This window comes from Kluyvera genomosp. 1, assembly GCF_001266615.1.
Lineage (GTDB): Bacteria > Pseudomonadota > Gammaproteobacteria > Enterobacterales > Enterobacteriaceae > Kluyvera > Kluyvera cryocrescens_A.
In genome coordinates this window covers 37,073-60,881 of record NZ_LGHZ01000023.1, presented here as the reverse complement: position 1 = coordinate 60,881, position 23,809 = coordinate 37,073, and the positions used below count along the sequence as shown (strand labels likewise).

Below are 23,809 nucleotides of genomic sequence, written 5' to 3'. Positions count from 1 at the left end.
GATTCCAGCGCCCGCTTTTACAGCGGGCGTTTTCCTTCCCGGCGTTTGTCACCCAACAGTGAACTGACGAACAAAAAGCACAGCGCCCCCAGCGCACACCAAAAGATAGCGCTGAATAACCACGCCATCTCCTGCCACAATGAACGATCGCTAATAAAGAAAACGCGCGTCATCAACAGACACAATGGTGCGGCCAGAATGGCACCCAGCAGCGGACGCATCACCCGACGGCGCGAGGAAATAAAGCTGGAAACGACGCCAGGAATCAAAAAAAACAACAAACCCAGCTCAGGCGTACCGGATGCACGAAAAGCGCCCTTCACCTGTAAAACCAGTGAACAAAAAACCACAATAAATAAGATGAAGCAGCAAATTATACCTGCCCAACCGCGTTCATTTTTCACACGCTTCTCCTGAAAAATCTCTCTATCGAAATCCAGACTTCGTCTTTTCAGACGCCCAGTCAGATAAAGTCATTGGCTTTCCATGCCAAAACACTTCTGTGCTAAAAGCGATTGTTACTAGCAGTAGCTGCCAGGAACGATTAAACTATCGTCCGCTATTTTCTGGTTATTCTGCGGGTACAGGATAGCAGCACACATGCCATAGCCCTTGGTCAACAGTAGACCAAATAGCCATTCCTTTCAACACGTTACTGGTAAACAATAAGTTAGACTCCGTGAATATAAACGTCGCAGATTTGTTAAACGGGAATTACATCCTGTTATTATTCGTGGTATTAGCGCTGGGGCTTTGCCTCGGTAAATTACGTCTGGGCTCTATCCAACTTGGTAATTCCATTGGCGTTTTAGTGGTTTCTCTCTTATTAGGGCAGCAACACTTCAGTATTAACACCGAAGCCCTTAACCTGGGCTTTATGCTGTTTATTTTTTGCGTCGGCGTAGAAGCAGGACCCAACTTTTTTTCTATTTTCTTCCGCGACGGCAAGAATTATCTGATGCTCGGTCTGGTGATGGTTGGCAGTGCGCTGCTGATTGCCCTCGGACTCGGTAAGCTATTTGGCTGGGATATCGGTCTGACGGCCGGTTTGCTGGCAGGCTCGATGACATCGACCCCGGTGCTGGTTGGCGCGGGCGATACGCTACGCCACTCAGGCATGGAAGCCGGTCTGCTAGCGCAGGCGCAGGATCACCTCAGCCTCGGTTATGCATTAACATACCTGATTGGTCTGGTTAGCCTGATTGTTGCCGCGCGTTATATGCCTAAGTTCCAGCATCAGGATCTGCAAACCAGCGCCCAGCAAATCGCGCGCGAGCGCGGTCTGGACACCGACACCAATCGTAAAGTCTATCTGCCGGTGATCCGCGCCTATCGCGTTGGCCCGGAACTGGTGGCCTGGGCCGACGGTAAAAATCTGCGCGAGCTGGGCATCTATCGCCAGACCGGGTGCTATATCGAACGTATCCGTCGTAACGGTATCCTTGCCAACCCAGACGGCGACGCGGTGCTGCAAATGGGCGATGAGATTTCGCTGGTAGGCTATCCGGACGCACATGCGCGCCTCGACCCAAGCTTCCGTAACGGTAAAGAGGTTTTCGACCGCGATCTGCTGGATATGCGTATCGTCACCGAAGAGATTGTGGTCAAAAACCACAATGTTGTTGGCCGCCGCCTGGCGCAGCTGAAGCTGACCGACCACGGTTGCTTCCTGAACCGCGTGATTCGCAGCCAGATTGAGATGCCGATTGACGACAACATTGTGCTCAACAAAGGTGACGTACTGCAGGTGAGCGGCGACGCGCGCCGCGTGAAAACCGTCGCCGACCGCATCGGCTTCGTCTCGATCCACAGCCAGGTGACCGACCTTCTGGCTTTCTGCGCCTTCTTTATTGTAGGCCTGATGATCGGCATGATCACCTTCCAGTTTAGCAACTTCAATTTCGGCGTCGGCAATGCAGCCGGCCTGCTGTTCGCCGGTATCATGCTGGGCTTCCTGCGTGCCAACCACCCAACTTTCGGTTACATCCCGCAGGGTGCGCTGAATATGGTGAAAGAATTTGGTCTGATGGTGTTTATGGCTGGCGTTGGCCTGAGCGCCGGTAGCGGCATCGGTAACGGTCTCGGCGTGGTCGGTGGGCAAATGCTGGTCGCCGGATTGTTCGTCAGCCTGATCCCGGTCGTTATCTGCTTCTTGTTCGGTGCATACATTCTGCGAATGAACCGCGCACTGCTGTTCGGGGCGATTATGGGGGCACGTACCTGCGCACCGGCCATGGAAATTATCAGCGACACCGCGCGCAGTAACATTCCTGCGCTCGGCTACGCAGGCACCTACGCTATCGCTAACGTATTGTTAACATTGGCCGGTACGTTGATTATCATCATCTGGCCAGGGCTCGGCGGCTAGCCTTGCTCGGGGAAAAACAAAGAAAAGAAAAATAATTTTGCGCAACGCAGAACTTTTTGACCGGGCGCAAGTCTTAATTAGTGCCACTGCTTTTCTTTGATGTCCCCATTTTGTGGAGCCCATCAACCCCGCCATCTTTGGTTCAAGGTTGATGGGTTTTTTGTTGCCTAAAATTCAGAACTGTTCGAATCAGCCAGCCAGATCTCCCCTCTAAACTCCGTAATAAAGCATCCATCTCCCTGCTAAACCTGACTTTAAACATTCACTCCATACACGCATTTGAGATATGACATTCCCCTCATCTATCGAATAAAATCAAACAAACAGTGATAGTGAGGATTAGGTATGTTTGCGTTTTACCCTGAAAAAACCTATGGCAGAGCAGAGGTAATGAGCAGGCTAACACCCGTTCCTGCGACAAATGGTGTGTACTTTTGGTGGTTTAAAGAGATACCTGGCGGTGTGCCAACCGATGAATGTATTGAAAAAGATGGCTATACCCTACTTTATGTCGGTATCTCACCCGATAAAAAGGGCAAACCCAACAGCAAAGCCAATCTCAAAACACGTATCAAAACCCATTACAGCGGTAATGCTGAGGGTTCAACGCTTCGGCGAACACTCGGGATCTTACTTGCGGCAGAAAGCCATTTCCCCCTTCGCCGCGTCGGCTCAGGAACCAGAACCACCTTCACACATGCCGGAGAACAATGGCTGGATAGCTGGATGGAACAAAACGCGAAAGTGCATTGGGTTGCGCACAATGAGCCCTGGGTTCTGGAAGAAAGCCTGATAAGCAGCATCGCGTTACCATTAAATATCCAGGGGAACGCCCACGCCTTTAAACCTTTGCTTTCCGCGATGCGGAGTAAAGCCATGGCAGAGGCGAAACGACTGGAGATTGCTGACGAGTCAGGTTACAGCAGACGATTGAAAAAACCCGTTGCTTAACACCAGTCCTGATATCGATACAGCTCAAGTGAGTGCTATCGACTCGCCAGATACCAACAAATACCAGGTACAATCAGTGCATACTTTGGCGTGTGATCAATATTGAATAAAGAGAATTCGAAAATAATAACTGCTCGTAATCCATTGAGAATTAAAAATGTATTTAAAAAAACTGGTGATGATTGGCTGCGTCGTTGCAATGTTAGCGGGATGTACCACTGGCGAGAAAATTCACAATGTTCAGGTTGGTATGACCAAACAGCAGGTTATTGATTTGTTGGGAACGCCAGACGGTGATTCAGTTAAAGGAAGTACCGAACAAATTCAGTACAGCAACCGGTTGGTATCTGGCTGGGGATGGGATAAGGGTGATTACTACGTTACCTTTGAGAACGGAAAAGTAACTTCATACGGTAGTGGCGAAATCCGCAGTGCGGGCGCACCAGTCAAAGGCATTGTTGTATTTTAATCTAAACAACTCGAGTTCCAGCTAAGTGACGAGAACGGGTATCTCTGCGCCGTAATTGTCACTTTCATCCCCTTAACACACTCATCTTATGCTCCGCCTTACATTTATACCTCTAACTTTCACTGCCTCGCTAAGCTGGCAGCATAAACGACCTCACCTACACGTAAGCCTCCGGGCATATTGCAGCGGCTAGCTCATTTCTGACATCCAGAATATGCACGTGTGCGCGGTTGTGCGCGGTAACGACCAGAAGCATCAATTTTACATCTGAGACAAAATCCCCCCCTCACCCCCCATCCGGCAAAATCTCGCGCCACCACTGCGGTTTCATATCCTCGAACGAATGAAAGAGGGGCGCAAAGGTCTCGCTCTGATTTTGATTAAATACCCCGCTCAGCAGCGCAATCATTGGGCCGTCATCAATCGCACCCAGCGAGCTGCCGCACTGTGGGCAGAAAGCGCGGCTGGAAACATCAGACGAACGCCAGGTGGCAGGCCGTCCGCCCTCGCCCGTCCACTGGACATCGTCGGCGGCAAACTCCAGCCATACTACAGTCTGGCCGCCAGTGTGCTTTTGGCAGAGGTCGCATGAACAACTGTGGACGTTGGTGGGATTCATGGCAGTAAAGGTGATGCGGCCGCACAGGCAGCCGCCGGATAATGCTGTCGTCATCGCAACGCCTCGGCAAAAGAGTTTGCCTAAGCGTATACGCTTTTACGCACTCTCTCCCGCAATCCGCCCTACCATTTTTCGGATATCCTCGCGCGCCAGTGGCTGGCGATCGGTGACAAAATGCAGCGTCATCCCCTCGATAAACGCGTCGAGCGCGCGGGCGGTGACCGGATCGAACCACTGCTCTAAGGTTTGCTGGCTGCGGCGCATCCAGTTTTGCAGTACCGCCTTCAGCGATGGCGTACTGCTGGCAAGCGCATAGAGTTGATACATCAGAGTCATATTTTTCGGCGTGGTGACCTGGCTGCTGAAAATCAGCTCCGCCACTGCATCGCAGGCGCCGTCAACGGTAGTCACGCCAGCAAAAAAACCGGTGTACTCTTCCGACATTCGCGCGGTGAAGATACCAAAGGCTTCGCCCAACAGCGCTTCGATACCGTCGAAATAGTAGGTCATTGAGCCTAATGGAACATCAGCGCAGCTGGCGATTTTGCGGTGCGTGACCGCACTAATCCCATGGATGGCGATGGTTTCGAGGGTCGCATCAATAATACGCGCACGACGCTGCGGGTCATTCGGTCGACGAGCCATAACTCTCCTCTTTCAGGTTATGTACAAATGTACACAACCTTGTTAGTGTTGTCTGCACACTTTCCGACCCGATTTGAATGGATGACAACGTTAACCTCCCGTAAAGCCCTGCAACTGCGGATGTGGGCACTCTTTATGTTCTTCTTTTTACCCGGTTTATTGATGGCCTCCTGGGCCACGCGTACTCCGGCAATCCGCGATATTTTGTCCGTTTCTACCGCCGAAATGGGCATCGTACTCTTTGGCCTGTCGATTGGTTCAATGAGCGGCATCCTTTGTTCGGCCTTTTTAGTGAAACGATTCGGTACCCGCGCCGTCATCCGTACCACCATGTCATGCGCTTTAGTTGGCATGATGATCCTAAGCCTGGCGCTGTATCTCAGCTCCGCGTGGGTCTTTGCCTTTGGTCTGGCGATATTCGGCGCCAGCTTCGGCTCGGCGGAAGTTGCGATTAACGTCGAAGGCGCTGCGGTTGAGCGCGAAATGAAAAAAACCGTGCTGCCGATGATGCACGGCTTCTACAGCTTCGGCACCCTGGTCGGCGCAGGCGTTGGCATGGCAGTGACCGCTTTCGGCCTGCCGGCAATGTGGCATATTCTGGTCGCCGCGCTGATTGGCATTGCTCCCATCGCCATCGCTATCAAAGCCATTCCGGACGGTACCGGACGCAACGAGGCCGAGAACGCACAGCATCAGGAAAAAGGCGTGCCGTTCTGGCGCGACGGGCAGTTGATGCTGATTGGCGTGGTGGTGCTGGCGATGGCCTTTGCCGAAGGCTCCGCGAACGACTGGCTGCCGCTATTGATGGTTGACGGCCACGGCTTTAGCCCCACTTCCGGCTCGCTGATTTATGCCGGCTTTACGCTGGGCATGACAGTCGGCCGATTCACCGGCGGCTGGTTTATTGACCGCTACAGCCGCGTCACCGTGGTTCGTGCCAGCGCGCTGATGGGCGCATTGGGCATTGCCCTGATAATCTTTGTCGACAGCCCGTGGGTTGCAGGGGTGTCGGTTATTCTGTGGGGCCTGGGCGCATCGCTTGGTTTCCCACTGACCATTTCCGCTGCCAGCGACACCGGCCCGGATGCCCCTACCCGCGTGAGCGTTGTTGCCACCACCGGGTATCTGGCGTTCCTGGTAGGGCCGCCGCTGCTCGGCTTCCTCGGCGAACATTACGGTCTGCGCAGCGCAATGCTGGCCGTACTGGCGCTGGTCCTGATTGCCGCGATAGTCGCGAAAGCGGTGGCTAAACCCGAACCCCGCGCTGTAATGGAGAATCACTAATGAGCGTTAAATTGATCGCCGTAGACATGGATGGCACGTTCCTGAACGATAAGAAAACGTACAACCGCGAGCGTTTTCGTCAGCAGTATCAACAGATGAAAGAACAGCAGATTCGTTTCGTGGTTGCTAGCGGTAACCAGTATTACCAGTTAGCCTCTTTCTTCCCGGAAATCGTCGAGGAAATTGCCTTCGTAGCCGAAAACGGCGGCTGGGTGCGTGATGCAGGCGAAGATGTCTATAACTGCTCAATGCCGCGCGACCACTTCCAGCAGATTGTCGATTTCCTGCTAACCCGTCCGGAAATTGAGATTATCGCCTGTGGTAAAGCCAGCGCCTATACGCTGAAAAGTTATGATTCGCATTTCCATCAGATTGCTGAGCATTACTATCACCGCATCGAACTGGTGGATAATTTCGACAATATTGATGACACCATTCTGAAGTTCGCCCTGAATATTCCTGATGACAAAGTCCCGCAGATGCAAACCACGCTGGATGCTAAACTCGGCCATTTGCTGACGGCGGTGACCACCGGCCACGGCAGTATCGACCTGATAATTCCGGGCGTCCATAAAGCGCACGGCCTGCGTTTATTGCAGGATCGCTGGGGTATTGCTGATCATGAAGTGGTCGCGTTCGGCGACAGCGGGAATGATATTGAGATGGTAAAACAGGCCGGATACGGCTTTGCCATGGCTAACGCCGCCGAGGCGGTAAAAGCGGTCGCGGGCTATCATGCGCCGCATAATAATGAGGAAGGCGTATTAGCTATCATTGATAAAGCACTGAAGGGCGAAGCGCCGTTTGCCTGACGGAACACCGGGCTACTGCGGTAGCCCGGTCCTACTTAGCGCCTGTCGGTATTACTCTGGCTGTAAGCCGCTGCCGACGCGTTTATCGCGCAGGAACATCACCACCAGCCCCAGCCACAGCACGCCGCCCGCCAGATTAAACAGGCTGAACAGGCCAATGCCGCCCAGCTGATAGCTGTGTTTGCTCAGCTCAATGCCCACCGTGAAGATAAGCATTTGCAGCATCCCCATCGCCGCCGAGACCGTGCCTTTACTCATGTCGCTGGCAAACAGCGTCAGACGCACCAGCCCCGCGTTCGCAAGACCAATCCCAAAGGCGTAAAAGCTAAGCCCCGCGGTCATCCACAGATAGGCGTGAGAAGACACCACCGTCGCCGCAGCCGCCAGAATCAAACCGAACATAATCGGATAACCACCGGCAATAATCAGTTCTCGGACCGTGCGGCGTGAGGTCAAACGCGCCAACACGAGGTTACCGAGGATCAGCGCGCCGAAAATTGGCACCTGCAGCAGACCATATTCGTAGCTGCTGGCTTTCTCGCCGCTGATAATAATCACCGGTGATTGGGCAATCCACGCCAGCAGCGGCAGGCTGACAAACCCTGTCGCCAGCGCGCCGGCCACAAAGCGGCCATTTTTCAGGACTTCGCGATAGTCGCGACCCAGCGCCTTTAATGAAAGCGATTCGCCTAAACGGGTCGCCGTTTCGGGCATCGACTTGAACAGCCCAACATAAGAGATGGCTGCCAGTAAAGCAAACAGCACAAACATGCTCTCCCAGCGCGCAAGATGGATCCATGCCGCGCCGACGAGTGGCCCTAACAGCGGTGCAATCAGCGCAACGTTGGCCATCAATGCCGTTATCTTGATGCAGGTCGCCTCATCGAACGACTCCTGAATGGCCGCATAGCCTACCGCGCCGATAAAGCACAGGCTCACCCCCTGTAAAAAACGCAGGAAAGTAAACTGCTCGATATTTTGCACCAAGAGCGTCGCCAGACAGGTGACGATAAACCAGATAATGCCGGTGAGCATCACAGGACGGCGGCCGATACGGTCCGACAGCGGCCCCAGCAGCCACTGCAGGAACATACCGCCCGCCAGATACGCGGTCATGGAGGTTGGAACCCACTCGTCGCCGGCATTAAATTCTTGCACGACCGCCAGCATCCCCGGCTGGATCATATCGTTGGCTATATAGGTGGAAAACTCGTAGAGCACGAGGCAAAGCGGGAACAGAATTGCCTTACGCCCCAAGCGTTTCCGGGAAGAAGTGGAAGTATCCATTTGACTCGCATCCGTCATAAAAACGCGCAAGTTTAATCAATGCACGGTAGTGGTGATAGTTAATTATCACGCAGCTTAACGATTTCGCACAAATTGATGTCGTTAAGATTTGCTTAAGGTTGCGCGCGTTATACTCTACGCCACTTGTTGCACCACCTTATTTTCCAGAGAGTTGTCTGTTAGTGACAGGATTCAGACAATACTGGTTTACCATCCTGGCATGGTTTTTTAAGGTGGCCGTCATAAAACCGTCATCTTTTAAGCCGGAACGTTATGCTGGAAAATCTCAATAACACGCTGTTTTTACTTATCAACGCCACCCCAGCCTCAGCGCAGTGGGAAATTTCGTTGGCGACATTCCTTGCCAAGGACCTGATTCTTATCGTTCCCCTGCTGGCTGCCGCCATGTGGCTATGGGGTGAACGTCGGCAAGTACATGCGCAGCGTCATCTGGTGGTCAAAGTGGCGCTGGCTATTGCGGTGAGCCTGACTCTCTCGTGGACAATTGGGCAGTTGTTCCCGCACGAAAGGCCGTTTGTCGCCAACATTGGCTACAACTTCCTGCCGCATGCGCCGGATAACTCTTTCCCGAGCGATCACGGTACGGTGATATTCACCTTCGCGCTGGCGTTCCTGTTCTGGCATCGCCTGTGGTCCGGGCTGGTATTAATGGCCATCGGTGTCGCCATCGCCTGGTCCCGCGTTTACCTTGGCGTGCACTGGCCGATGGACATGCTCGGCGGCTTCCTGTGCGGTATTGTCGGTTGCATGGTGGCGCAGATGCTATGGCATTTCATCGGCGCCCGCGTCTACCCGCGTTTGCAGCAGGTTTACCGCCTGATGTTCTCGCTGCCCATCCGTAAAGGTTGGGTACGCGGCTAACGACGGCATAAAGTGACCGCCCTGCAAAGGGCGGTTTTCCGCTACCCACTCCACCCCTGAAATTTGTGACCAACATCGCAAACTTCTCACCTCAAAATGAAATTCCTATCTTTTTAAAAAACAGTCATATAGCCGAAAGTTTCGCATAGGTGAAATATGACAAACATCACAAATTCACAATCAGGTCACTATTTTTAAGTAAAGGTCACTTTTTTACTATATGAACCCCTGATGGTTCGGTAAAAAATATTGGGGATCGCATTACCCCCTTTACTCAAGCCGTCGCGTAACCCGATATCCCCTCGTTACGCGCTCAGGAGTCATCATGGCGAAGGAAATCACCTATCACTGCACATTAAACGAGGGGATCCACGCCAGGCCCGCCGGGCACATTGCGCGCCTGTGTAATACCTATCAGTGCGACATAGTCTGGCAAAACAACCGAACCGGCATTGTCGGCAGCGCTAAAAATGCTCTCTCACTGGTGGCCACCGATACCTTACCCGGCGATGACTGTCAGATTATCTTTCGTGGGCCGGACAGCGACAATGCGGCTACCGCGCTGGAAGATCTCTTTGTGCATCTTCCCGATGTCAGCAACGTGACTGAACCGACACCTGGACACCTCCCGCGCTGGCTGGAGGAGCTAAATCCGCAGCACCAGCTTGGTATCTGTATTCATGATGGTATCGCTATCGCGCCGCCGGCATTTATCTCCGGCCTGCGCTTTGAGGACCTTCTGGCGCAATGCCCACAGCAGTGTCAACGCGTTGAACAAGAACAGCAGGCGTTTAACCACGCGCTGGAAACGCTGCGTCAGGAAAAAACAGCCGCGCTCACGCTCACTCAAGGTATCGAACACGATTTACTGGAAGCCCATCTGGCGTTTATCACCGATGTAGAATTTCACAGCAGTATTGACGACTATCTCCAGCAGGGTATGAACGGCTGGTTAGCCGTCGTCCATGCAGCAATGGACTATAGCGCCCAGTTGCAACGGTCGGCGAGTCGCTATATTCAACAGAGAACGCTGGATATTCTCGATATTGCCATCCAGATATTACGGACAATGGATAATACCCATCCACTGTTACAAGGGATTCCTGCACTTACCGCGCCTGCCGTGGTTTTTGCCAGCGCGCTGACGCCCAGCCAACTTTTAGCGATTCCGCGCGAAAAGCTGGCGGGACTGGTGCTCTCCCACACCGGACAGCACTCGCACACCGCCATTCTCGCCAGCGCGCTGGGAATACCGACGGTGGCAGATATTGAGCTTTTCAGCACAGCGTCGGCTAAACCGCACCGGGTCATCCTCGATGCCGGTTACGGCATTTTGATAACCGAGGTCAATGAGCGGCTTCTGCGCGGCTATCGCCAGGAAATCGCCGTACAGAGGCAAAAAAAACAGCAACATACGCCCCGAACCGCAGATCGCTCCCTGCTAACGCCTGCGTTGATCCAGTGGGATCTCGATGCAGAAGATAAAAACGAAACGATCAAAAAAATGGTGGATCATCTCTGGCTCTCGCAGCGCACCACTTCGCGCGAAAAACTGTGCCGGGATATCTGGGCACGGGAAACCCCCTTCCCCACCGTAGTTGGCTCAGGCTTTGCCATTCCACACGCGCGTACGTCCGCGGTGGAGAACTCAACCATCAGCATTGCCCGCTTAAGTCAGCCCGTCGCTTGGGGGGGCGTGCAGGTTGATACGGTATTCATGCTCTCCATCAGCGAGAGCGCCGCTGAAAACGAGCATATGCGCTATTTCTCAACCCTTGCCCGTATGTTGATGAACGATGAATTTGTCGCCAAAGCCCAAGCGACCACATCGCCGAATGCGCTCTACGATCTGATTTTCAGCACCCTGGCGCTCTAGGCCGCCCAACCCTGCAACGAGGCCGGTATGTTAAAACTATTAAAAAATACCAAGCGGCATTTTATGACTGGCGTGTCATACATGGTGCCTTTTGTCGTCGCAGGCGGCGTACTTCTGGCCCTGGCGGTGATGTTCAATGATCACGCCGCTGTACCAGAAAGCGGTTTTTTGAAAGCAATGTCGCAAATCGGTATGGCGGGTCTGACGTTGTTTATTCCCATTCTGGCTGGATTTATCGCCTGGTCGATGGTCGATAAACCCGGCATTGCTCCCGGCGCTATCGGCGGGCTGATGGCCTATCAAATGGGAGCCGGTTTCTTAGGCGGGATGCTGGCCGGTATCATCGCCGGATTGGTTGTCTGGCTGTTGCTCGCTGCTATTGCACGCCTGAAAATCCCTGTATTTCTACGCATGGTGCTGCCCATTTTTATTATTCCGCTCATCGGCACTTTCGTCACCGGCATGGCGGTCTACTACATTATTGGCGACCCCATTGCCGGGATGATGAAGTGGCTCAGCGGCTGGCTCGCCAATATGCAGGGCGTTTCGTTTATTATTCTCGGCGGTATTTTGGGCTGCATGATTGCCGTCGACATGGGCGGCCCGATGAACAAAACCGCCTTCTTCTTTGCCGTTGCGCTGATCTCAACCAATCCGCAATTGATGGCAGCGGTGGCCGCCGCCGACTGTACGCCACCGCTCGGGCTGGCCTTAGCCACCTTCATGTTCAAAGGCATTTTCAACGACGTCGAACGTGAGGCGGGAAAACCCGCAGTCATTATGGGCTTTATGGGGATAACCGAAGGTGCCATTCCCTTTGCCGCTGCCGATCCTGTTCGTGTCATCCCCGCAATTATGCTCGGCAGCGCAGTGGCGGCAATTTCATCGCTATGGTTTGGCGCAACGAATGCCGCGCCCTGGGGTGGGCTGATTGTACTCCCTGTCGTGAGCAACCATTTTGGCTATATCGTTTCGATCATTGCCGGCACGCTCACCACGGCTATCGCGGTGAAAGTACTGAAAACCGTCGTCAAAACCCAGGATGCGCAATAAGGACACAGAGCATGGCCGCCTTTATACAGTCAATTTTGAGCGAGTTTAGCGCCCAGTGTGCGACCACCGACAGCGTGCTGGTCGCCAGCGGTGACGCCCAGCCGCCAGTGATGGCCTACCATCTGCACGTCCCACGCATCGAGCTCACGGTAAAAGGTGCCTTGAATATGCTGCTGCCAAAAGGCAGCGACCGAATCATCAAATGCGAGCGCACGGTGGGGACCATTACCTACATTCCCGCTAACAGCTGGAACTCACCGCAGTGGGAAAGCCCGGTTATCTGTATGTCGATTGTTTTCTGGAAGCAGGATGTCGGTTTCAGTATCAGCAACTGGGACGGCACGCAGTTTAAAGAGGTAGAAAAATTTAACCTGCAAAACTCCAGCAGCACGGTACGCGACCGCCTGCTTGAGCTGGCGGAGTCATTAGCCTGGGCGCAGGATAAGACCAGCGAAACCTTTGCCCATATCGTCTATGCCCTACTAAACGATCTGCTTTATCAGGTGGCCGAAGGCATGAACAACCCTCGCGGGCTGTTCTCTCTGCTGGACGAAATTAAAAGCCACATCGATAGCCACTATCATCAGCAGATTAGCCGCGAAAGCGTGGCGGAAACCTTTAATATTTCGCCAGGCTATCTTTCACGCCTGTTTTCCCGAGAGTCAGATGTGAAGTTTAACGAGTACCTGAAGCTTGCCCGGATCTCGCGTTCAAAAACGCTGCTGACTCACTCTACGATGAAGATAAATGAGGTCGCAGAAAAGTGCGGATTCACGGACACCAACTATTTTTGCAAAGTGTTCCGGGACATCAACGATTGTACGCCGCTTGAATACCGGCGTAAGAACAAGGGAGCAAACTTGTCATGACACGCAGCGCTAAAGATGATGTTCAACCCTTTTCCAGCGACCGCAACCTGCATATTGTGGCCGTGACCGCCTGCGCGACCGGCGTCGCGCATACCTACATGGCCGCCGAACAGCTGGAAAAGCTGGCGAAACTTTATCGTTTTTCAATCAAAATCGAGACTCAGGGCGTATTGGGGATGAAAAATGAGATAACCGAGAAAGACCTCCTCGACGCCGAGCTAACCATTATCGCTTCCGATATCACCATCAATAACCCAACCCGTTTCGAGGGCTGTCGGATCCTCAACGTGTGTATCAACTCACTACTGCTCAAACCAGCTGAGGTGATCTCAGCAATCCGCAAGTCGCTGAATCTGCCGCGTGGCAACGTTATCGACCTCTAACCTACAGCTCATCAAACTCCACAATTCGTTCGCCGCCACGTCGCTCCAGGAATGCCAAAACCTGGCGCGGTGTGGTGTTTAACACCCGCGAGAGTGGGAACTCGCTTTCTCTCAACAGATGCTGACATGCGCTGAAGTCTCCCAGCGAAAAGGCGCTGTGAGAATCGGTCCCCAGCGATAGCAGCCCACCGGCATCCCGAACGGCAGCCACAATCTTGCGGCAGTTACCTTCACTTCCCCGACGGGAAAGGAGAAATGAGGCGTTATTCACCTCCAGCGCCACCTCATATTCGCGAGCAGCAGCAACCACCGCAGGAATATCAATCGGATATTCAGGATTTCCCGGATGGCTGATGATATGTACGTTGCCGCTGACAATGACCGCGATCATTGCCTCCGTATTGGTCACGATATCGGCTGGGGCAAAAACCTGCTTGTGGAATCCAGCGATAATCAGATCCAGCGCACCCCGCATTTTATCGCTGCAGTCGGTCTCGCCACCCGTTTTAATGTTGGCTTCAATACCACGCAGGATCCCGATACCATCCACCACCCTAGGCAAGATACGCATATTATTAAAGTGGAATGGGTGAGGCGCATCGACCATCTCCGGCCCATGATCGGTAATGGCAATCAGGCGAATCTGCTTGCGCGCCGCGGCGGCAATATAGTCATGGATCGTACTGTAAGCGTGGGTACTGGCCACGGTATGCAGATGAAGATCGACGTTGAACATTGGGTCTCCCTGTATGAATAAGGTCCCTTTTTGGGTAACACCGTAAGTTTAAGATTGAGATAACCGGGCCGACCATCGGGTTTGGTGTCCCTCCGCAAACCAAATCCTGATGCTTCCCCTCATCACTTTGCCTAAGTAAACGGTGTTACCCTTTTCGGAGCCAGATTTATTACGCTAACAACGCTTTCGCCTCGCGAACGACGCGCTCTGCAGTCATGCCGAAACTTTCATAGAGCTGCTCCGCAGGAGCGGATTCTCCGAAGCTCTGCATACCGACAATGGCCCCGTTAAGACCGGTATACTTAAACCAGTAGTCGGTTATTCCGGCTTCCACCGCAACGCGCGCGGTCACCGCTTTCGGCAGTACCGATTCCCGATAAGCTACGTCCTGCTTATCAAAGCGGTCGGTACAAGGCATCGATACCACCCGCGCGCGCACTCCCTCTGCGGTGAGTGTGTTCCAGGCCGCTATTGCCAGCTCAACTTCCGACCCCGTCGCAATCAGGATCACCTGAGGTTCCCCCTCGCACGCCTTCAGCACATAGGCACCACGTGCAATATCCTTAACCTGCTGCAAGGTGCGTTCCGGTTGAGTCAAATTCTGCCGGGATAAAATGAGCGCAGTTGGCCCATCATCACGTTCAACACCCTGCTGCCAGGCCACGGCGGTTTCAACCTGACAGCAGGGGCGCCAGACGCTTAAGTTTGGCGTCAGACGAAGAGAGGCCGTTTGCTCAACCGGCTGATGGGTTGGGCCGTCTTCACCAAGGCCAATGGAATCATGGGTATAGACCATCACGTGGCGCTGCTTCATCAGTGCCGCCATCCGCACAGCGTTGCGAGCGTACTCAACAAACATCAGGAACGTCGAGGTGTAGGGCAAGAAACCACCATGTAGCGCAATGCCATTTGCAATAGCGGTCATACCAAATTCACGCACACCGTAGTGGATGTAATTGCCCGCCGGCTGCTCGTTGATGGGCTGTGAGCCTGACCACAATGTCAGATTACTGGGTGCCAGATCGGCGGAACCACCAAGAAACTCAGGTAGCAGCGGGCCAAAGGCTTCAATGGTATTTTGCGAGGCTTTACGGCTGGCGATTTTGGCAGGCTTCGCCTGTAACCGCTCAATCAAGACCTGCGCGTGGGCACTAAAATTCGTGGGGAGATCGCCGCGTAGGCGACGCGTGAGCTCCACCGCCTCTTGCGGATAAACATCTTCGTAGCGAGAAAACATCACCTGCCACGCTGACTCTTTCGCGTCACCGGCTTCTTTGGCATCCCAGTTCGCATAAATTTCCGCGGGGATTTCAAACGGTCCATACGGCCACTTCAGGGCATCACGCGTCGCGGCTATTTCTGCTTCACCGAGCGGCGCGCCGTGCACATCGTGGGTGCCCGCTTTGTTAGGTGAACCGAAACCAATCACCGTTTTACACATCAACAAAGACGGTTTATCACTGACCGCGCGTGCGGTGTTGATCGCCCGCTGGATTGCCTCAGCATCATGCCCGTCAACATCGCGTACCACATGCCAGCCGTATGCCTCAAAGCGTTTGGCGGTGTCATCGGTAAACCAGCCCTCCACGTGGCCATCTATCGAAATACCGTTATCATCATAAAACGCCAGCAGTTTACCCAGCTTTAAGGTTCCTGCGAGGGAGCAAACTTCATGGGAAATTCCCTCCATCATGCAGCCATCACCCATGAATACATAGGTAAAGTGATCGATGATTTCGTGATTCGGGCGATTAAACTGTGCCGCCAGCGTTTTCTCGGCAATTGCCATACCAACCGCATTCGCAATCCCTTGCCCCAGAGGGCCGGTGGTGGTTTCAACGCCTGCGGTATAACCCACCTCCGGATGTCCCGGCGTTTTCGAGTGCAATTGGCGGAAGTTTTGCAGCTCGCTAAGCGGTAAATCGTAGCCGGTGAGATGCAGCAGGCTGTAAATCAGCATCGAGCCATGGCCATTAGAGAGCACAAAGCGGTCGCGGTTGGCCCAACCAGGGTTGTTCGGGTTATGGTGAAGAAAATCGCGCCACAGCACTTCCGCAATATCCGCCATCCCCATCGGCGCGCCGGGATGGCCGGACTTTGCCCGCTGCACGGCATCAATGCTGAGAAAGCGAATCGCATTCGCCAGGGTCTTTCTTGAGATCATCACTAACTCCATTTTAAAGCTGAAGGAAAAATTCGGTCGCGCCCTTAGGCCTAACGCTGACATTCTGATAGTGCGGAATCGTGGCGAAGGTCTCTAAATCATGAACCCCGGCCTGCGGTGTGAGGACTTCAACAACCACGCTTTGTGCCGCCTGCGCCGACAGCAGCCCGGCATGAGAATCTTCAAATACCACGCACTGGGAGACTGGAATGTTCAAGCGTTTCGCCCCCAGCAGGAAGGGTTCCGGATGCGGTTTGCCATAGGTAATATCTTCACTGGTTACCAGCACATCCGGAAACGGAAGCCCCGCATGCTGGATACGTGCAGAGGCCACCTTTAGCGATCCCGAAGTGACGATACCCCATGGCACATCGAGCGCATTCAGTTGCCGGAGAAATGCCGCAGCGCCCGGTACCGCGGTTATCCCCTGCGCATGGTTTGCTTCGTACTCTTCAAGCGCGAGAAACTCCTGCGTAATCACCGCTTCGCTAGCGTCGGGCATAAAATGACGTAGGGTGCTTAGCGCCGGTTTACCGTGCAAATAATGGCGTACAGCCTGCGCACTAAAGCCTTTGCGAACAGCCCACGCACTCCATGACGCTTCTACAAAATCCAATGAATTGACTAGCGTGCCGTCTAAGTCAAATAACAGCCCTCGAAAATGCATATATTTCGCCTTCTGAACCCATCAACATGCTTTATTTCTAGCGCAGTAGCGGCACGGCGATAAATATAACAAATGTCTTTTTAATAGTAATTTCGTTACCCGACAGGAATTAATCATCATTTAAATATATTTTTATGATTTCGGTCACAAAATAAATACCAGGCTTTTATTTTCAAGAAAACATCACTTTTTTTCTATTCAAACTCAATCGCCAACGGTCAAGGATATATACAAGACATGCAGGCAACGTCCTGCAAACAAAATTAGCCCGCAGTCGCATCACGTTTTGGGAGTGGTTATGTCGGAATTAATGACTTATCAGTGTGAACTTAAGGATGGAATCCACGCTCGACCGGCTGGACACATCGAGCGTCTTTGTAACACCTTTCAGTCCGAAGTGTGCTGGAAGAATATCCGCACCGGGCTTGAAGGCAGTGCCAAAAGTGCCCTCTCACTCGTCGCTACCGATACGCTACTTAACGACAACTGTGAAATTACCGTTTGCGGTACGGATGCGGCGCAAGCGGTGCAAAAACTGGGTTCACTGCTTAAAAAACTGCCGCAATTTGAAGTAACGAAAATGGAAGAGACGCAGGCACCATCAGGTTATCTTCCTCGTTCTCTACGCGAAACGCAGCCCGACTACATTCAGGGTATTCGCATCAGCGGTGGCGTCGCCATTGCCCGTCCATTGGTCGTCCAGACCCTGACGTTTGACGACATGATGGCGCGTGCACCGATGAAAACCCGCATCGCGGCCGAGGAAAAAGAGGCCTTGAAAACCGGTATAGAAGCACTCAAACAAGCCAGACTGGATGCACTCGAAAACAAGGTTGGCGTTGAGCACGATATTATCCAGGCACATTTATCGATTATTACCGACTCATCATTCCAAAATGCCATCATCCATTATATCGACAACGGTGAAAATAGCTGGCGGGCCGTAGTACTTGCAGCAATGGATTTTTGCGAAGTCCTTAACCGTTCTTCCAGTAAATATATTAAAGAAAGAACGCTGGATGTTTTAGATATTACCGGGCAGATGCTAACTACGCTGTACGGTGAAAACTCACTTCCACAAAACGGCCTTATCCTTACTACACCGTCGATTATCTTTGCCGATAGCCTGACGCCGAGCCAATTCCTGAGTCTTGATAAACAGCTGCTGGCAGGGATCGTGCTCTCCGCCACCGGACAGACCTCGCATACCGCGATTCTTGCCCGTTCTCTTGGTATCCCTACGTTAACCAATATCCCATTTGCCACGCTCAATCTCGATTCCCAGCGGGAGATTATCATCGACGGCTCCCCTGGTATTTTGGTGATATCCCCTAATAGCCAGGTGCTCCGTTATTACCGCAATGAAATGGCGGTGCAGAAAACCATGCAGCAGCAAATGCTGGCCAACGTCCATCAGCGGGCCGCTACCGCCGATGGCCATCACCTGGAAATTGCTGCCAATATTGCCAGCTTTGAAGAGGCCAACGCAGCGTTCACAAATGGCGCGGAGGGCATTGGTCTTTTCCGTACCGAAATGTCCTTTATGGACCGGGAAACTCCGCCAGATTACGCTGAGCTTACGGATCTCTACACCCGCGTCGTACTTCACGCTAACGGTAAGCCGGTTATCTTCCGCACCTTTGATATCGGCGGTGATAAACCTGTCGACTACCTTCAGCTAGGCGAAGAGGAAAACCCATTCCTCGGCTACCGCGCGGTGCGTACCTATCCCCGCTACCGCGATCTTTTCGCCATGCAGATAAAAGCCATCCTCAGCGCCTCTGCCGTCGGCAATGCCAGAATCATGATCCCGATGATTGCCAGCGTGGAGGAAGTTCTCTGGTGCCGTGAAGTGCTGGAGTCCGTCAAACAAACCCTACGCGACGAGTCTCTCCCTTTTGACGATGCCATTTCGCTGGGCGTGATGCTGGAAGTCCCGTCGGTGATCTTCACCATTCCTGAGATTGCCGAACATGTTGATTTCTTTAGCGTCGGTAGCAACGACCTGACACAGTACTTCTTCGCCGCCGACCGCGGTAACACGCAGGTCGAGGGGGTGTACGACAACTTTGCGCCATCATTTTTACGCGCCCTTCAGCTGGCCATCGATGAAGTACATCGCGCGGGCAAATGGATTGGTCTGTGCGGTGAGCTAGGGGCCAGCAAAGACTTTCTTCCGCTGCTCGTCGGAATGGGTTTTGACGAACTCAGTATGAGCAGCACCGCCATTCCAGGCGTCAAGCACGCGCTGCGTGAGATGAATTTTGCCCAGTGCCAGCAGTTGGCGCAACAGACGCTTGCCCTTACCCGTTCCAGTGATGTGAAGACAGTGCTAAAAAATCCGTCGGTAAAAGCCAGCAGCAAGAAACCGATCATCGCGCCGGAATTTATTCTCTTCCACCTCGATGTCGCCGACAAAAACGAGGCGATTAAACGGATGACCGACAATCTCTGGCTACAGCACCGCACCGATAGTCGAGAGCACCTGTGCGATGATATCTGGACTCGTGAAGACTCTTTCTCTACCGCCGTCGGCTACGGTTTTGCTATTCCGCATACCAAGTCCGACCATATTACCGATTCCACCATTAGCATGGCGACGCTGGAGAACCCCATTACCTGGGGCGACCAGCAGGTGGAAACCATCTTTATGCTTACGGTCAGCAAATCGGCCGAACCTAACGAACATATGAAATATTTCTCTACGCTCGCCCGAAAACTGATGAAAGAGGATTTCCGTAATGAAATAAAAAATGCCGATAGCGTTGACGTACTCTACAACCTGATGACCAGAACTTTAGACGTATAAATTCAAGGTCAAATATTAGTTTTAAATAAAATAGCCAAAATAAAAAATTCAGGAGTCACTCATGAAAATTGTCGGAGTTGCTGCATGTATTACCGGTGTTGCTCATACCTATATGGCGCAAGAAGCCATAGAACAGGAATGTAAAAAAAGGGGCTACGACGTAAAAGTTGAAACCCAAGGCGGTATGGGTATTGAGAATGAATTAAGCGAAGAAGAAATTGCAGACGCTGATGTCGTTATTCTGGCAATTGCCATCGGTATTGAAGGCGTCGAGCGTTTTGAAGAAAAAGAAGATGCGGGGCTGGTTATTTCACTCAACCCTGCCGAAGTCGTCCGCGATCCGGCTGCCATTATTGACCGCGCAGAGAAGTTGGCGAGCTAATTAAACGCCCTTCCCGGGTTTATTTCGGCATCCGGGTAGGGGAATACAACGTAATTCAATTTCTATCCGCCCGTTATTTTTATCACCAGATAATAAGGTCTGGGGAATGGCTACAGCCCAATTTAGGCCAGCGACCAATAAAAAATAGGGGCGTCAGGAGGATAAAATATGTCGGATAAAATGAAAGCCGTTAAGGATGACCTGGTCAAAGCGTTCAGCACCGGCGTCTCCTATATGATGCCGGTGGTGGTGGTCGGCGGGATCTGTCTGGCCCTGTCGCTGGTCGGCGGTGAGCCGGTCGCAGGCAAAGGAATGGTGGTCACCAACCCGTTCTTATTAAACCTCGGCGCTATCGGTAGCGCCGGTTTGGGGATGATGATACCGGTCCTTGCTGCCTATATTTCTTACTCTATCGCAGGCAAACCAGGCCTGACCCCGGGGCTGATTACCGGTTTTATGGCCAGCACCCCGCTTGGTGCCGATCACGTCGTAACCGGGTTCCTCGGTGCCATGCTGCTCGGGATTCTTAGTGGCTATGTCGCCAAATGGGTGAAAACCTGGAAGGTAGGCAAAGCGCTGATGCCGGTCATGCCGATTCTGATTATCCCCATCGTGTCGACCTGCCTTGTTGGCATGCTCTACCTGTACGTGCTGATTGGTCCAATTGGTGCCGCCATGAAATGGTTGGTATCCATGCTCTCCAATATGCAGGGCAGCAGCGGCATCGTGCTGGGCTTAATTCTTGGTGCCATGGCGGCATTTGATATGGGTGGCCCGGTGAATAAAACCGCCACCGCGTTTACCCTGGCATTGATGGCCGAAGGGATTTATGGCCCGAACGGTGCTTACCGTATCGCCTGCGCCATTCCACCGCTGGGTATTGCCCTCTCCACCTTTATTTCTCAGCGTAAATGGGCTGAGGATGAAAAACGTATGGGTACTTCCGCCGCCTTTATGGGCCTTATCGGAATTACCGAAGGCGCAATTCCATTCGCGGTGAAAAACCTCAAGACCGTTCTGCCTTCAATTATTATCGGCAGCGCCGTCGGTGCAGGTCTGGCAATGGTTCATGGCGTTGAGTCCATGGTTCCTCACGGTGGATTAATTGCCATCGCCGGTGTGAATAAAGCCCCACTATGGTACGTCCTCGACATGCTTATTGGCGTCATTGTCACCGCCATCTGTCTACATATATTGCGTCCAAATATTAGCGAGCCGGTTAAAAAAACCGACGCTAAAAAAACTGTCACTTCAGATATGAATAAAGCCTAAGGAGTTATCATGAAAAATACCATGAAGCAGTACGTTGATTATATCGTTAAGGGTGGTAAGTCCACGATGCTGGGTATTGGCCCAATGTCTCCGGCACTTATTCAGGCTTGTTTCGAATTAGGTAAAGAAAAAGATCTGCCGCTGATGTTTATCGCCAGTCGCAACCAGGTCGACGCCGACGAATTTGGCGCAGGCTATGTGAATAACTGGGATCAGTTCCGCTTCGCCGCCGACCTGAAAGCCATGGCAGATAAAGTCGGTTTTGACGGTGACTACTTCCTCTGCCGCGACCACGGTGGCCCATGGCAGCGCGATAAAGAACGTAAAGATCATATTCCGGAAGCCCAGGCGATGGAACTGGCACGCCGCTCTTATCAAATTGACATGGATGCCGGCTTCGATCTGTTGCACATCGACCCAACCAAAGACCCGTATGTGATGGGCAAAGTGATTGATATTGAGCTGGTGTTAAGCCGTACCGTTGAACTTATTCGTTTCTGTGAAGAGTACCGTAAGAAGAATAACCTGAAAGAATTCTTCTACGAAGTCGGTACAGAAGAGACCAACGGTGGCCTAACCGATATCAGCGCCTATGAAGCTTTTATCGTTGAGCTGAACAAACGCCTGAACAACGAAGGACTGCCGCAGCCTCTGTTTATCGTTGGCCAGACCGGCACCCTGACGCGTTTGACCAAAAACGTTGGCCACTTCAACGACAAGCAATCAGCAGAGTTGTCAGCCATCAGCACCCGCTACGGCGTCGGTTTGAAAGAGCACAACGGCGATTATCTGCCGGATGAAATTCTGCTCAAACATCCGGGGCTTGGGATCACCGCGATGAACGTTGCGCCCGCCTACGGCACCATTGAGACCCGCGCCTATTTGAAGCTGGCAGAAGTGGAAAAAGATCTGGCAGCCAAAGGCTTTATTAAATCCGCTTCAGATTTGAAAACCGTGCTGACCCGCGAGTGCGTCCTGAGCCATAAGTGGGAAAAATGGATGACCGACGAGCATAAAAACAAGTCTGAAGAACAAATCTTTAGCGAGCCTGCGCTGCTCAAAGAAATCCTCGAACTTAGCGGTCACTACAACTACGAAAAACCACCGGTAGTGAAAGAAATGCAGACCATGTTTACCAATCTGAAATCCTTCGGCGTTGAACCTGAGCGCTACGTGGTTAACAAAATTAAAGACATGATTCAGAACGAAGCCGAGTGTTTTAACATGCCGGGTCTGACCACCCGCGTTGCTCAGGCCAAATAATTAAACGCCAATAATAAGGAGAGGGCCCCTCCTTATTATTTAAACCGAACACAATTAGGTACAGGTTATGAATCAGCTTGAACAGTTAAAGCAGCGCACCATTATTGTTGCTGACAGCGGGGATATTGACAGCATCATGGCTTATCAGCCAGAAGATGCCACCACCAACCCTTCACTTATTTATAAAGCGGCGCAGCTCCCGCAGTATCAGAACCTGATAAAAGAGACCGCGGCTACCGTGAAATCTCGCTACGAGGCAACCCAAATAGCCGCCTCAACGATTGCTGACCATCTGGCAGTCAGCATTGGTGCTTTGATCCTAAAAAGCATCCCGGGACGCATTTCCACCGAAGTCGACGCCCGTCTTTCTTATGACACCGAAGCCAGTATCCGCAAAGCGCGGGAATTAATCGACCTGTATGCCGAGCAAGGCGTGGGGAAAGAGCGCGTGTTGATTAAACTTGCCGCCACCTGGCAGGGTATTCGCGCCGCCGAAGTGCTGGAAAAAGAGGGGATTAATTGTAACCTGACCCTGCTCTTTTCCTTCGCTCAGGCTCGCGCCTGTGCCGACGCCGGCGTCTTTTTAATCTCACCGTTTGTCGGACGAATTTCCGACTGGTACAAGAAAAGTCATCCCGAAACGGTCTATACCGTTGAGAACGATCCCGGCGTGGAATCGGTTCGCGCGATCTATCGTTTCTACAAAACGTACGGCTATCAGACCGTGGTGATGGGCGCCAGCTTCCGCACCCCGGAGCAGGTTTTAGCGCTAAACGGCTGCGACCGCCTCACCGTTTCACCACAGCTTTTAGCGCAGCTACAGCAGCGCGACGCACAAGTTGCGGTACAACTTGAAAAACCGAGCGAACTGCAGCCCAAGCCTGCAGCGATGAGCGAAGGCGAGTTTTACTGGGCGCACAATCAGGATGCGATGGCGGTAGAAAAGCTCGCCGAAGGCATTCGTCTGTTTGCCGTTGACCAAAACAGCCTGGAGGCGCTGCTTACTGAATATCTTTGA

At 52.7% G+C, this 23,809-nt stretch carries 22 protein-coding genes; 15 read left to right on the top strand and 7 right to left on the bottom strand.

The annotated features are described in order from the left end of the window. Window positions 1–17: 17 nt before the first annotated feature. Window positions 18–404 carry an inner membrane protein YbjM gene (locus KP80_RS14125; RefSeq protein ID WP_052284290.1) on the bottom strand — a complete coding sequence of 129 codons (387 nt, stop codon included), beginning with the start codon at window positions 402–404 and terminating at the stop codon, window positions 18–20. A gap of 275 nt (window positions 405–679) precedes the next feature. Here KP80_RS14125 and KP80_RS14120 point away from each other — a divergent pair, with 275 nt between their 5' ends. From KP80_RS14120 to bamE, 3 genes are all read left to right on the top strand, one after another. Then, complete coding sequence (locus tag KP80_RS14120; protein WP_052284289.1) at window positions 680–2,368, top strand: aspartate:alanine antiporter; 1,689 nt, start codon at window positions 680–682, stop codon at window positions 2,366–2,368. Window positions 2,369–2,713: 345 nt separating this feature from the next. After that, window positions 2,714–3,319, top strand: a complete 606-nt coding sequence (locus tag KP80_RS23330) for a GIY-YIG nuclease family protein (RefSeq protein WP_082221747.1) — start codon at window positions 2,714–2,716, stop codon at window positions 3,317–3,319. 157 nt (window positions 3,320–3,476) lie between these two features. Next, window positions 3,477–3,788: an outer membrane protein assembly factor BamE domain-containing protein gene (bamE, locus tag KP80_RS14110; RefSeq protein ID WP_052284288.1), complete on the top strand. Its 312-nt coding sequence runs from the start codon at window positions 3,477–3,479 to the stop codon at window positions 3,786–3,788. Between the two features lie 286 nt (window positions 3,789–4,074). On the opposite strand, the gene KP80_RS14105 is transcribed toward bamE, so the two are convergent. Continuing rightward, window positions 4,075–4,461: a GFA family protein gene (locus KP80_RS14105; protein ID WP_052284287.1), complete on the bottom strand. Its 387-nt coding sequence runs from the start codon at window positions 4,459–4,461 to the stop codon at window positions 4,075–4,077. Window positions 4,462–4,503: 42 nt separating this feature from the next. After that, on the bottom strand, window positions 4,504–5,052 hold the full coding sequence (locus KP80_RS14100; protein ID WP_052284286.1) for a TetR/AcrR family transcriptional regulator: 549 nt from the start codon (window positions 5,050–5,052) through the stop codon (window positions 4,504–4,506). On the opposite strand from KP80_RS14100, the gene KP80_RS14095 reads away from it, so the two are divergent. Then, window positions 4,978–6,336 (top strand): MFS transporter, encoded by a 1,359-nt coding sequence (locus KP80_RS14095; protein ID WP_331456513.1) that lies wholly within the window; start codon window positions 4,978–4,980, stop codon window positions 6,334–6,336. The genes KP80_RS14100 and KP80_RS14095 overlap by 75 nt on opposite strands. Then, window positions 6,336–7,148 carry a Cof-type HAD-IIB family hydrolase gene (locus KP80_RS14090; RefSeq protein WP_052284285.1) on the top strand — a complete coding sequence of 271 codons (813 nt, stop codon included), beginning with the start codon at window positions 6,336–6,338 and terminating at the stop codon, window positions 7,146–7,148. The genes KP80_RS14095 and KP80_RS14090 overlap by 1 nt, the downstream gene beginning before the upstream one ends. A gap of 51 nt (window positions 7,149–7,199) precedes the next feature. Here KP80_RS14090 and KP80_RS14085 read toward each other — a convergent pair whose 3' ends face one another. Continuing rightward, the gene (locus KP80_RS14085) at window positions 7,200–8,435 is read right to left on the bottom strand and encodes an MFS transporter (RefSeq protein WP_052284284.1); all 1,236 of its coding nucleotides are present in this window, start codon (window positions 8,433–8,435) and stop codon (window positions 7,200–7,202) included. A 273-nt stretch (window positions 8,436–8,708) separates the two neighbouring features. Between KP80_RS14085 and ybjG the strand changes: the two genes are divergently transcribed. From ybjG to KP80_RS14060, 5 genes are all read left to right on the top strand, one after another. Continuing rightward, window positions 8,709–9,317 (top strand): undecaprenyl-diphosphate phosphatase, encoded by a 609-nt coding sequence (ybjG, locus tag KP80_RS14080; protein WP_052284283.1) that lies wholly within the window; start codon window positions 8,709–8,711, stop codon window positions 9,315–9,317. Between the two features lie 325 nt (window positions 9,318–9,642). Then, window positions 9,643–11,193, top strand: coding sequence for a PTS sugar transporter subunit IIA (locus tag KP80_RS14075; protein WP_052284282.1), 1,551 nt, complete (start codon window positions 9,643–9,645; stop codon window positions 11,191–11,193). A 27-nt stretch (window positions 11,194–11,220) separates the two neighbouring features. Further along, window positions 11,221–12,246 (top strand): PTS fructose transporter subunit IIC, encoded by a 1,026-nt coding sequence (locus KP80_RS14070; RefSeq protein WP_052284281.1) that lies wholly within the window; start codon window positions 11,221–11,223, stop codon window positions 12,244–12,246. 11 nt (window positions 12,247–12,257) lie between these two features. Continuing rightward, entirely contained in the window at window positions 12,258–13,115 is an 858-nt protein-coding gene (locus KP80_RS14065) for a helix-turn-helix transcriptional regulator (protein WP_052284280.1), read from the top strand. Continuing rightward, window positions 13,112–13,498, top strand: coding sequence for a fructose PTS transporter subunit IIB (locus KP80_RS14060; RefSeq protein ID WP_052284279.1), 387 nt, complete (start codon window positions 13,112–13,114; stop codon window positions 13,496–13,498). Before KP80_RS14065 ends, KP80_RS14060 begins: the two co-directional genes overlap by 4 nt. A gap of 1 nt (window position 13,499) precedes the next feature. Here KP80_RS14060 and KP80_RS14055 read toward each other — a convergent pair whose 3' ends face one another. From KP80_RS14055 to KP80_RS14045, 3 genes are all read right to left on the bottom strand, one after another. After that, complete coding sequence (locus tag KP80_RS14055) at window positions 13,500–14,234, bottom strand: phosphatase (protein WP_052284278.1); 735 nt, start codon at window positions 14,232–14,234, stop codon at window positions 13,500–13,502. A 169-nt stretch (window positions 14,235–14,403) separates the two neighbouring features. Next, entirely contained in the window at window positions 14,404–16,398 is a 1,995-nt protein-coding gene (gene tkt, locus KP80_RS14050; protein ID WP_052284277.1) for a transketolase, read from the bottom strand. Window positions 16,399–16,411: 13 nt separating this feature from the next. Next, entirely contained in the window at window positions 16,412–17,065 is a 654-nt protein-coding gene (locus KP80_RS14045; protein WP_052284276.1) for an HAD-IA family hydrolase, read from the bottom strand. A 298-nt stretch (window positions 17,066–17,363) separates the two neighbouring features. Between KP80_RS14045 and ptsP the strand changes: the two genes are divergently transcribed. The 5 genes from ptsP (at window position 17,364) to tal (ending at window position 23,809) form a co-directional block, all read left to right on the top strand. After that, window positions 17,364–19,874 (top strand): phosphoenolpyruvate--protein phosphotransferase, encoded by a 2,511-nt coding sequence (gene ptsP, locus KP80_RS14040; RefSeq protein WP_052284275.1) that lies wholly within the window; start codon window positions 17,364–17,366, stop codon window positions 19,872–19,874. Window positions 19,875–19,935: 61 nt separating this feature from the next. Further along, on the top strand, window positions 19,936–20,256 hold the full coding sequence (locus KP80_RS14035; protein ID WP_052284274.1) for a PTS fructose transporter subunit IIB: 321 nt from the start codon (window positions 19,936–19,938) through the stop codon (window positions 20,254–20,256). A gap of 168 nt (window positions 20,257–20,424) precedes the next feature. Further along, on the top strand, window positions 20,425–21,528 hold the full coding sequence (locus tag KP80_RS14030) for a PTS fructose transporter subunit IIC (protein ID WP_052284273.1): 1,104 nt from the start codon (window positions 20,425–20,427) through the stop codon (window positions 21,526–21,528). Window positions 21,529–21,537: 9 nt separating this feature from the next. Further along, on the top strand, window positions 21,538–22,791 hold the full coding sequence (locus KP80_RS14025; protein ID WP_052284272.1) for a class II D-tagatose-bisphosphate aldolase non-catalytic subunit: 1,254 nt from the start codon (window positions 21,538–21,540) through the stop codon (window positions 22,789–22,791). A gap of 67 nt (window positions 22,792–22,858) precedes the next feature. Further along, a complete protein-coding gene (gene tal, locus KP80_RS14020) occupies window positions 22,859–23,809 on the top strand; it encodes a transaldolase (RefSeq protein WP_052284271.1) in 951 nt (316 codons plus the stop codon).

Coding starts and splice junctions, on each gene's coding strand:
- KP80_RS14035 (WP_052284274.1), top strand. CDS start 19,936: ATGAAAATTGTCGGAGTTGCTGCATGTATTACCGGTGTTGCTCATACC.
- KP80_RS14030 (WP_052284273.1), top strand. CDS start 20,425: ATGTCGGATAAAATGAAAGCCGTTAAGGATGACCTGGTCAAAGCGTTC.
- bamE (WP_052284288.1), top strand. CDS start 3,477: ATGTATTTAAAAAAACTGGTGATGATTGGCTGCGTCGTTGCAATGTTA.
- KP80_RS14105 (WP_052284287.1), bottom strand. CDS start 4,461: ATGACGACAGCATTATCCGGCGGCTGCCTGTGCGGCCGCATCACCTTT.
- ybjG (WP_052284283.1), top strand. CDS start 8,709: ATGCTGGAAAATCTCAATAACACGCTGTTTTTACTTATCAACGCCACC.
- tkt (WP_052284277.1), bottom strand. CDS start 16,398: ATGATCTCAAGAAAGACCCTGGCGAATGCGATTCGCTTTCTCAGCATT.
- KP80_RS14095 (WP_331456513.1), top strand. CDS start 4,978: ATGGATGGCGATGGTTTCGAGGGTCGCATCAATAATACGCGCACGACG.
- KP80_RS14075 (WP_052284282.1), top strand. CDS start 9,643: ATGGCGAAGGAAATCACCTATCACTGCACATTAAACGAGGGGATCCAC.
- tal (WP_052284271.1), top strand. CDS start 22,859: ATGAATCAGCTTGAACAGTTAAAGCAGCGCACCATTATTGTTGCTGAC.
- KP80_RS14100 (WP_052284286.1), bottom strand. CDS start 5,052: ATGGCTCGTCGACCGAATGACCCGCAGCGTCGTGCGCGTATTATTGAT.
- KP80_RS14085 (WP_052284284.1), bottom strand. CDS start 8,435: ATGGATACTTCCACTTCTTCCCGGAAACGCTTGGGGCGTAAGGCAATT.
- KP80_RS14090 (WP_052284285.1), top strand. CDS start 6,336: ATGAGCGTTAAATTGATCGCCGTAGACATGGATGGCACGTTCCTGAAC.
- KP80_RS14065 (WP_052284280.1), top strand. CDS start 12,258: ATGGCCGCCTTTATACAGTCAATTTTGAGCGAGTTTAGCGCCCAGTGT.
- KP80_RS14045 (WP_052284276.1), bottom strand. CDS start 17,065: ATGCATTTTCGAGGGCTGTTATTTGACTTAGACGGCACGCTAGTCAAT.
- KP80_RS23330 (WP_082221747.1), top strand. CDS start 2,714: ATGTTTGCGTTTTACCCTGAAAAAACCTATGGCAGAGCAGAGGTAATG.
- KP80_RS14025 (WP_052284272.1), top strand. CDS start 21,538: ATGAAAAATACCATGAAGCAGTACGTTGATTATATCGTTAAGGGTGGT.
- KP80_RS14070 (WP_052284281.1), top strand. CDS start 11,221: ATGTTAAAACTATTAAAAAATACCAAGCGGCATTTTATGACTGGCGTG.
- KP80_RS14060 (WP_052284279.1), top strand. CDS start 13,112: ATGACACGCAGCGCTAAAGATGATGTTCAACCCTTTTCCAGCGACCGC.
- ptsP (WP_052284275.1), top strand. CDS start 17,364: ATGTCGGAATTAATGACTTATCAGTGTGAACTTAAGGATGGAATCCAC.
- KP80_RS14055 (WP_052284278.1), bottom strand. CDS start 14,234: ATGTTCAACGTCGATCTTCATCTGCATACCGTGGCCAGTACCCACGCT.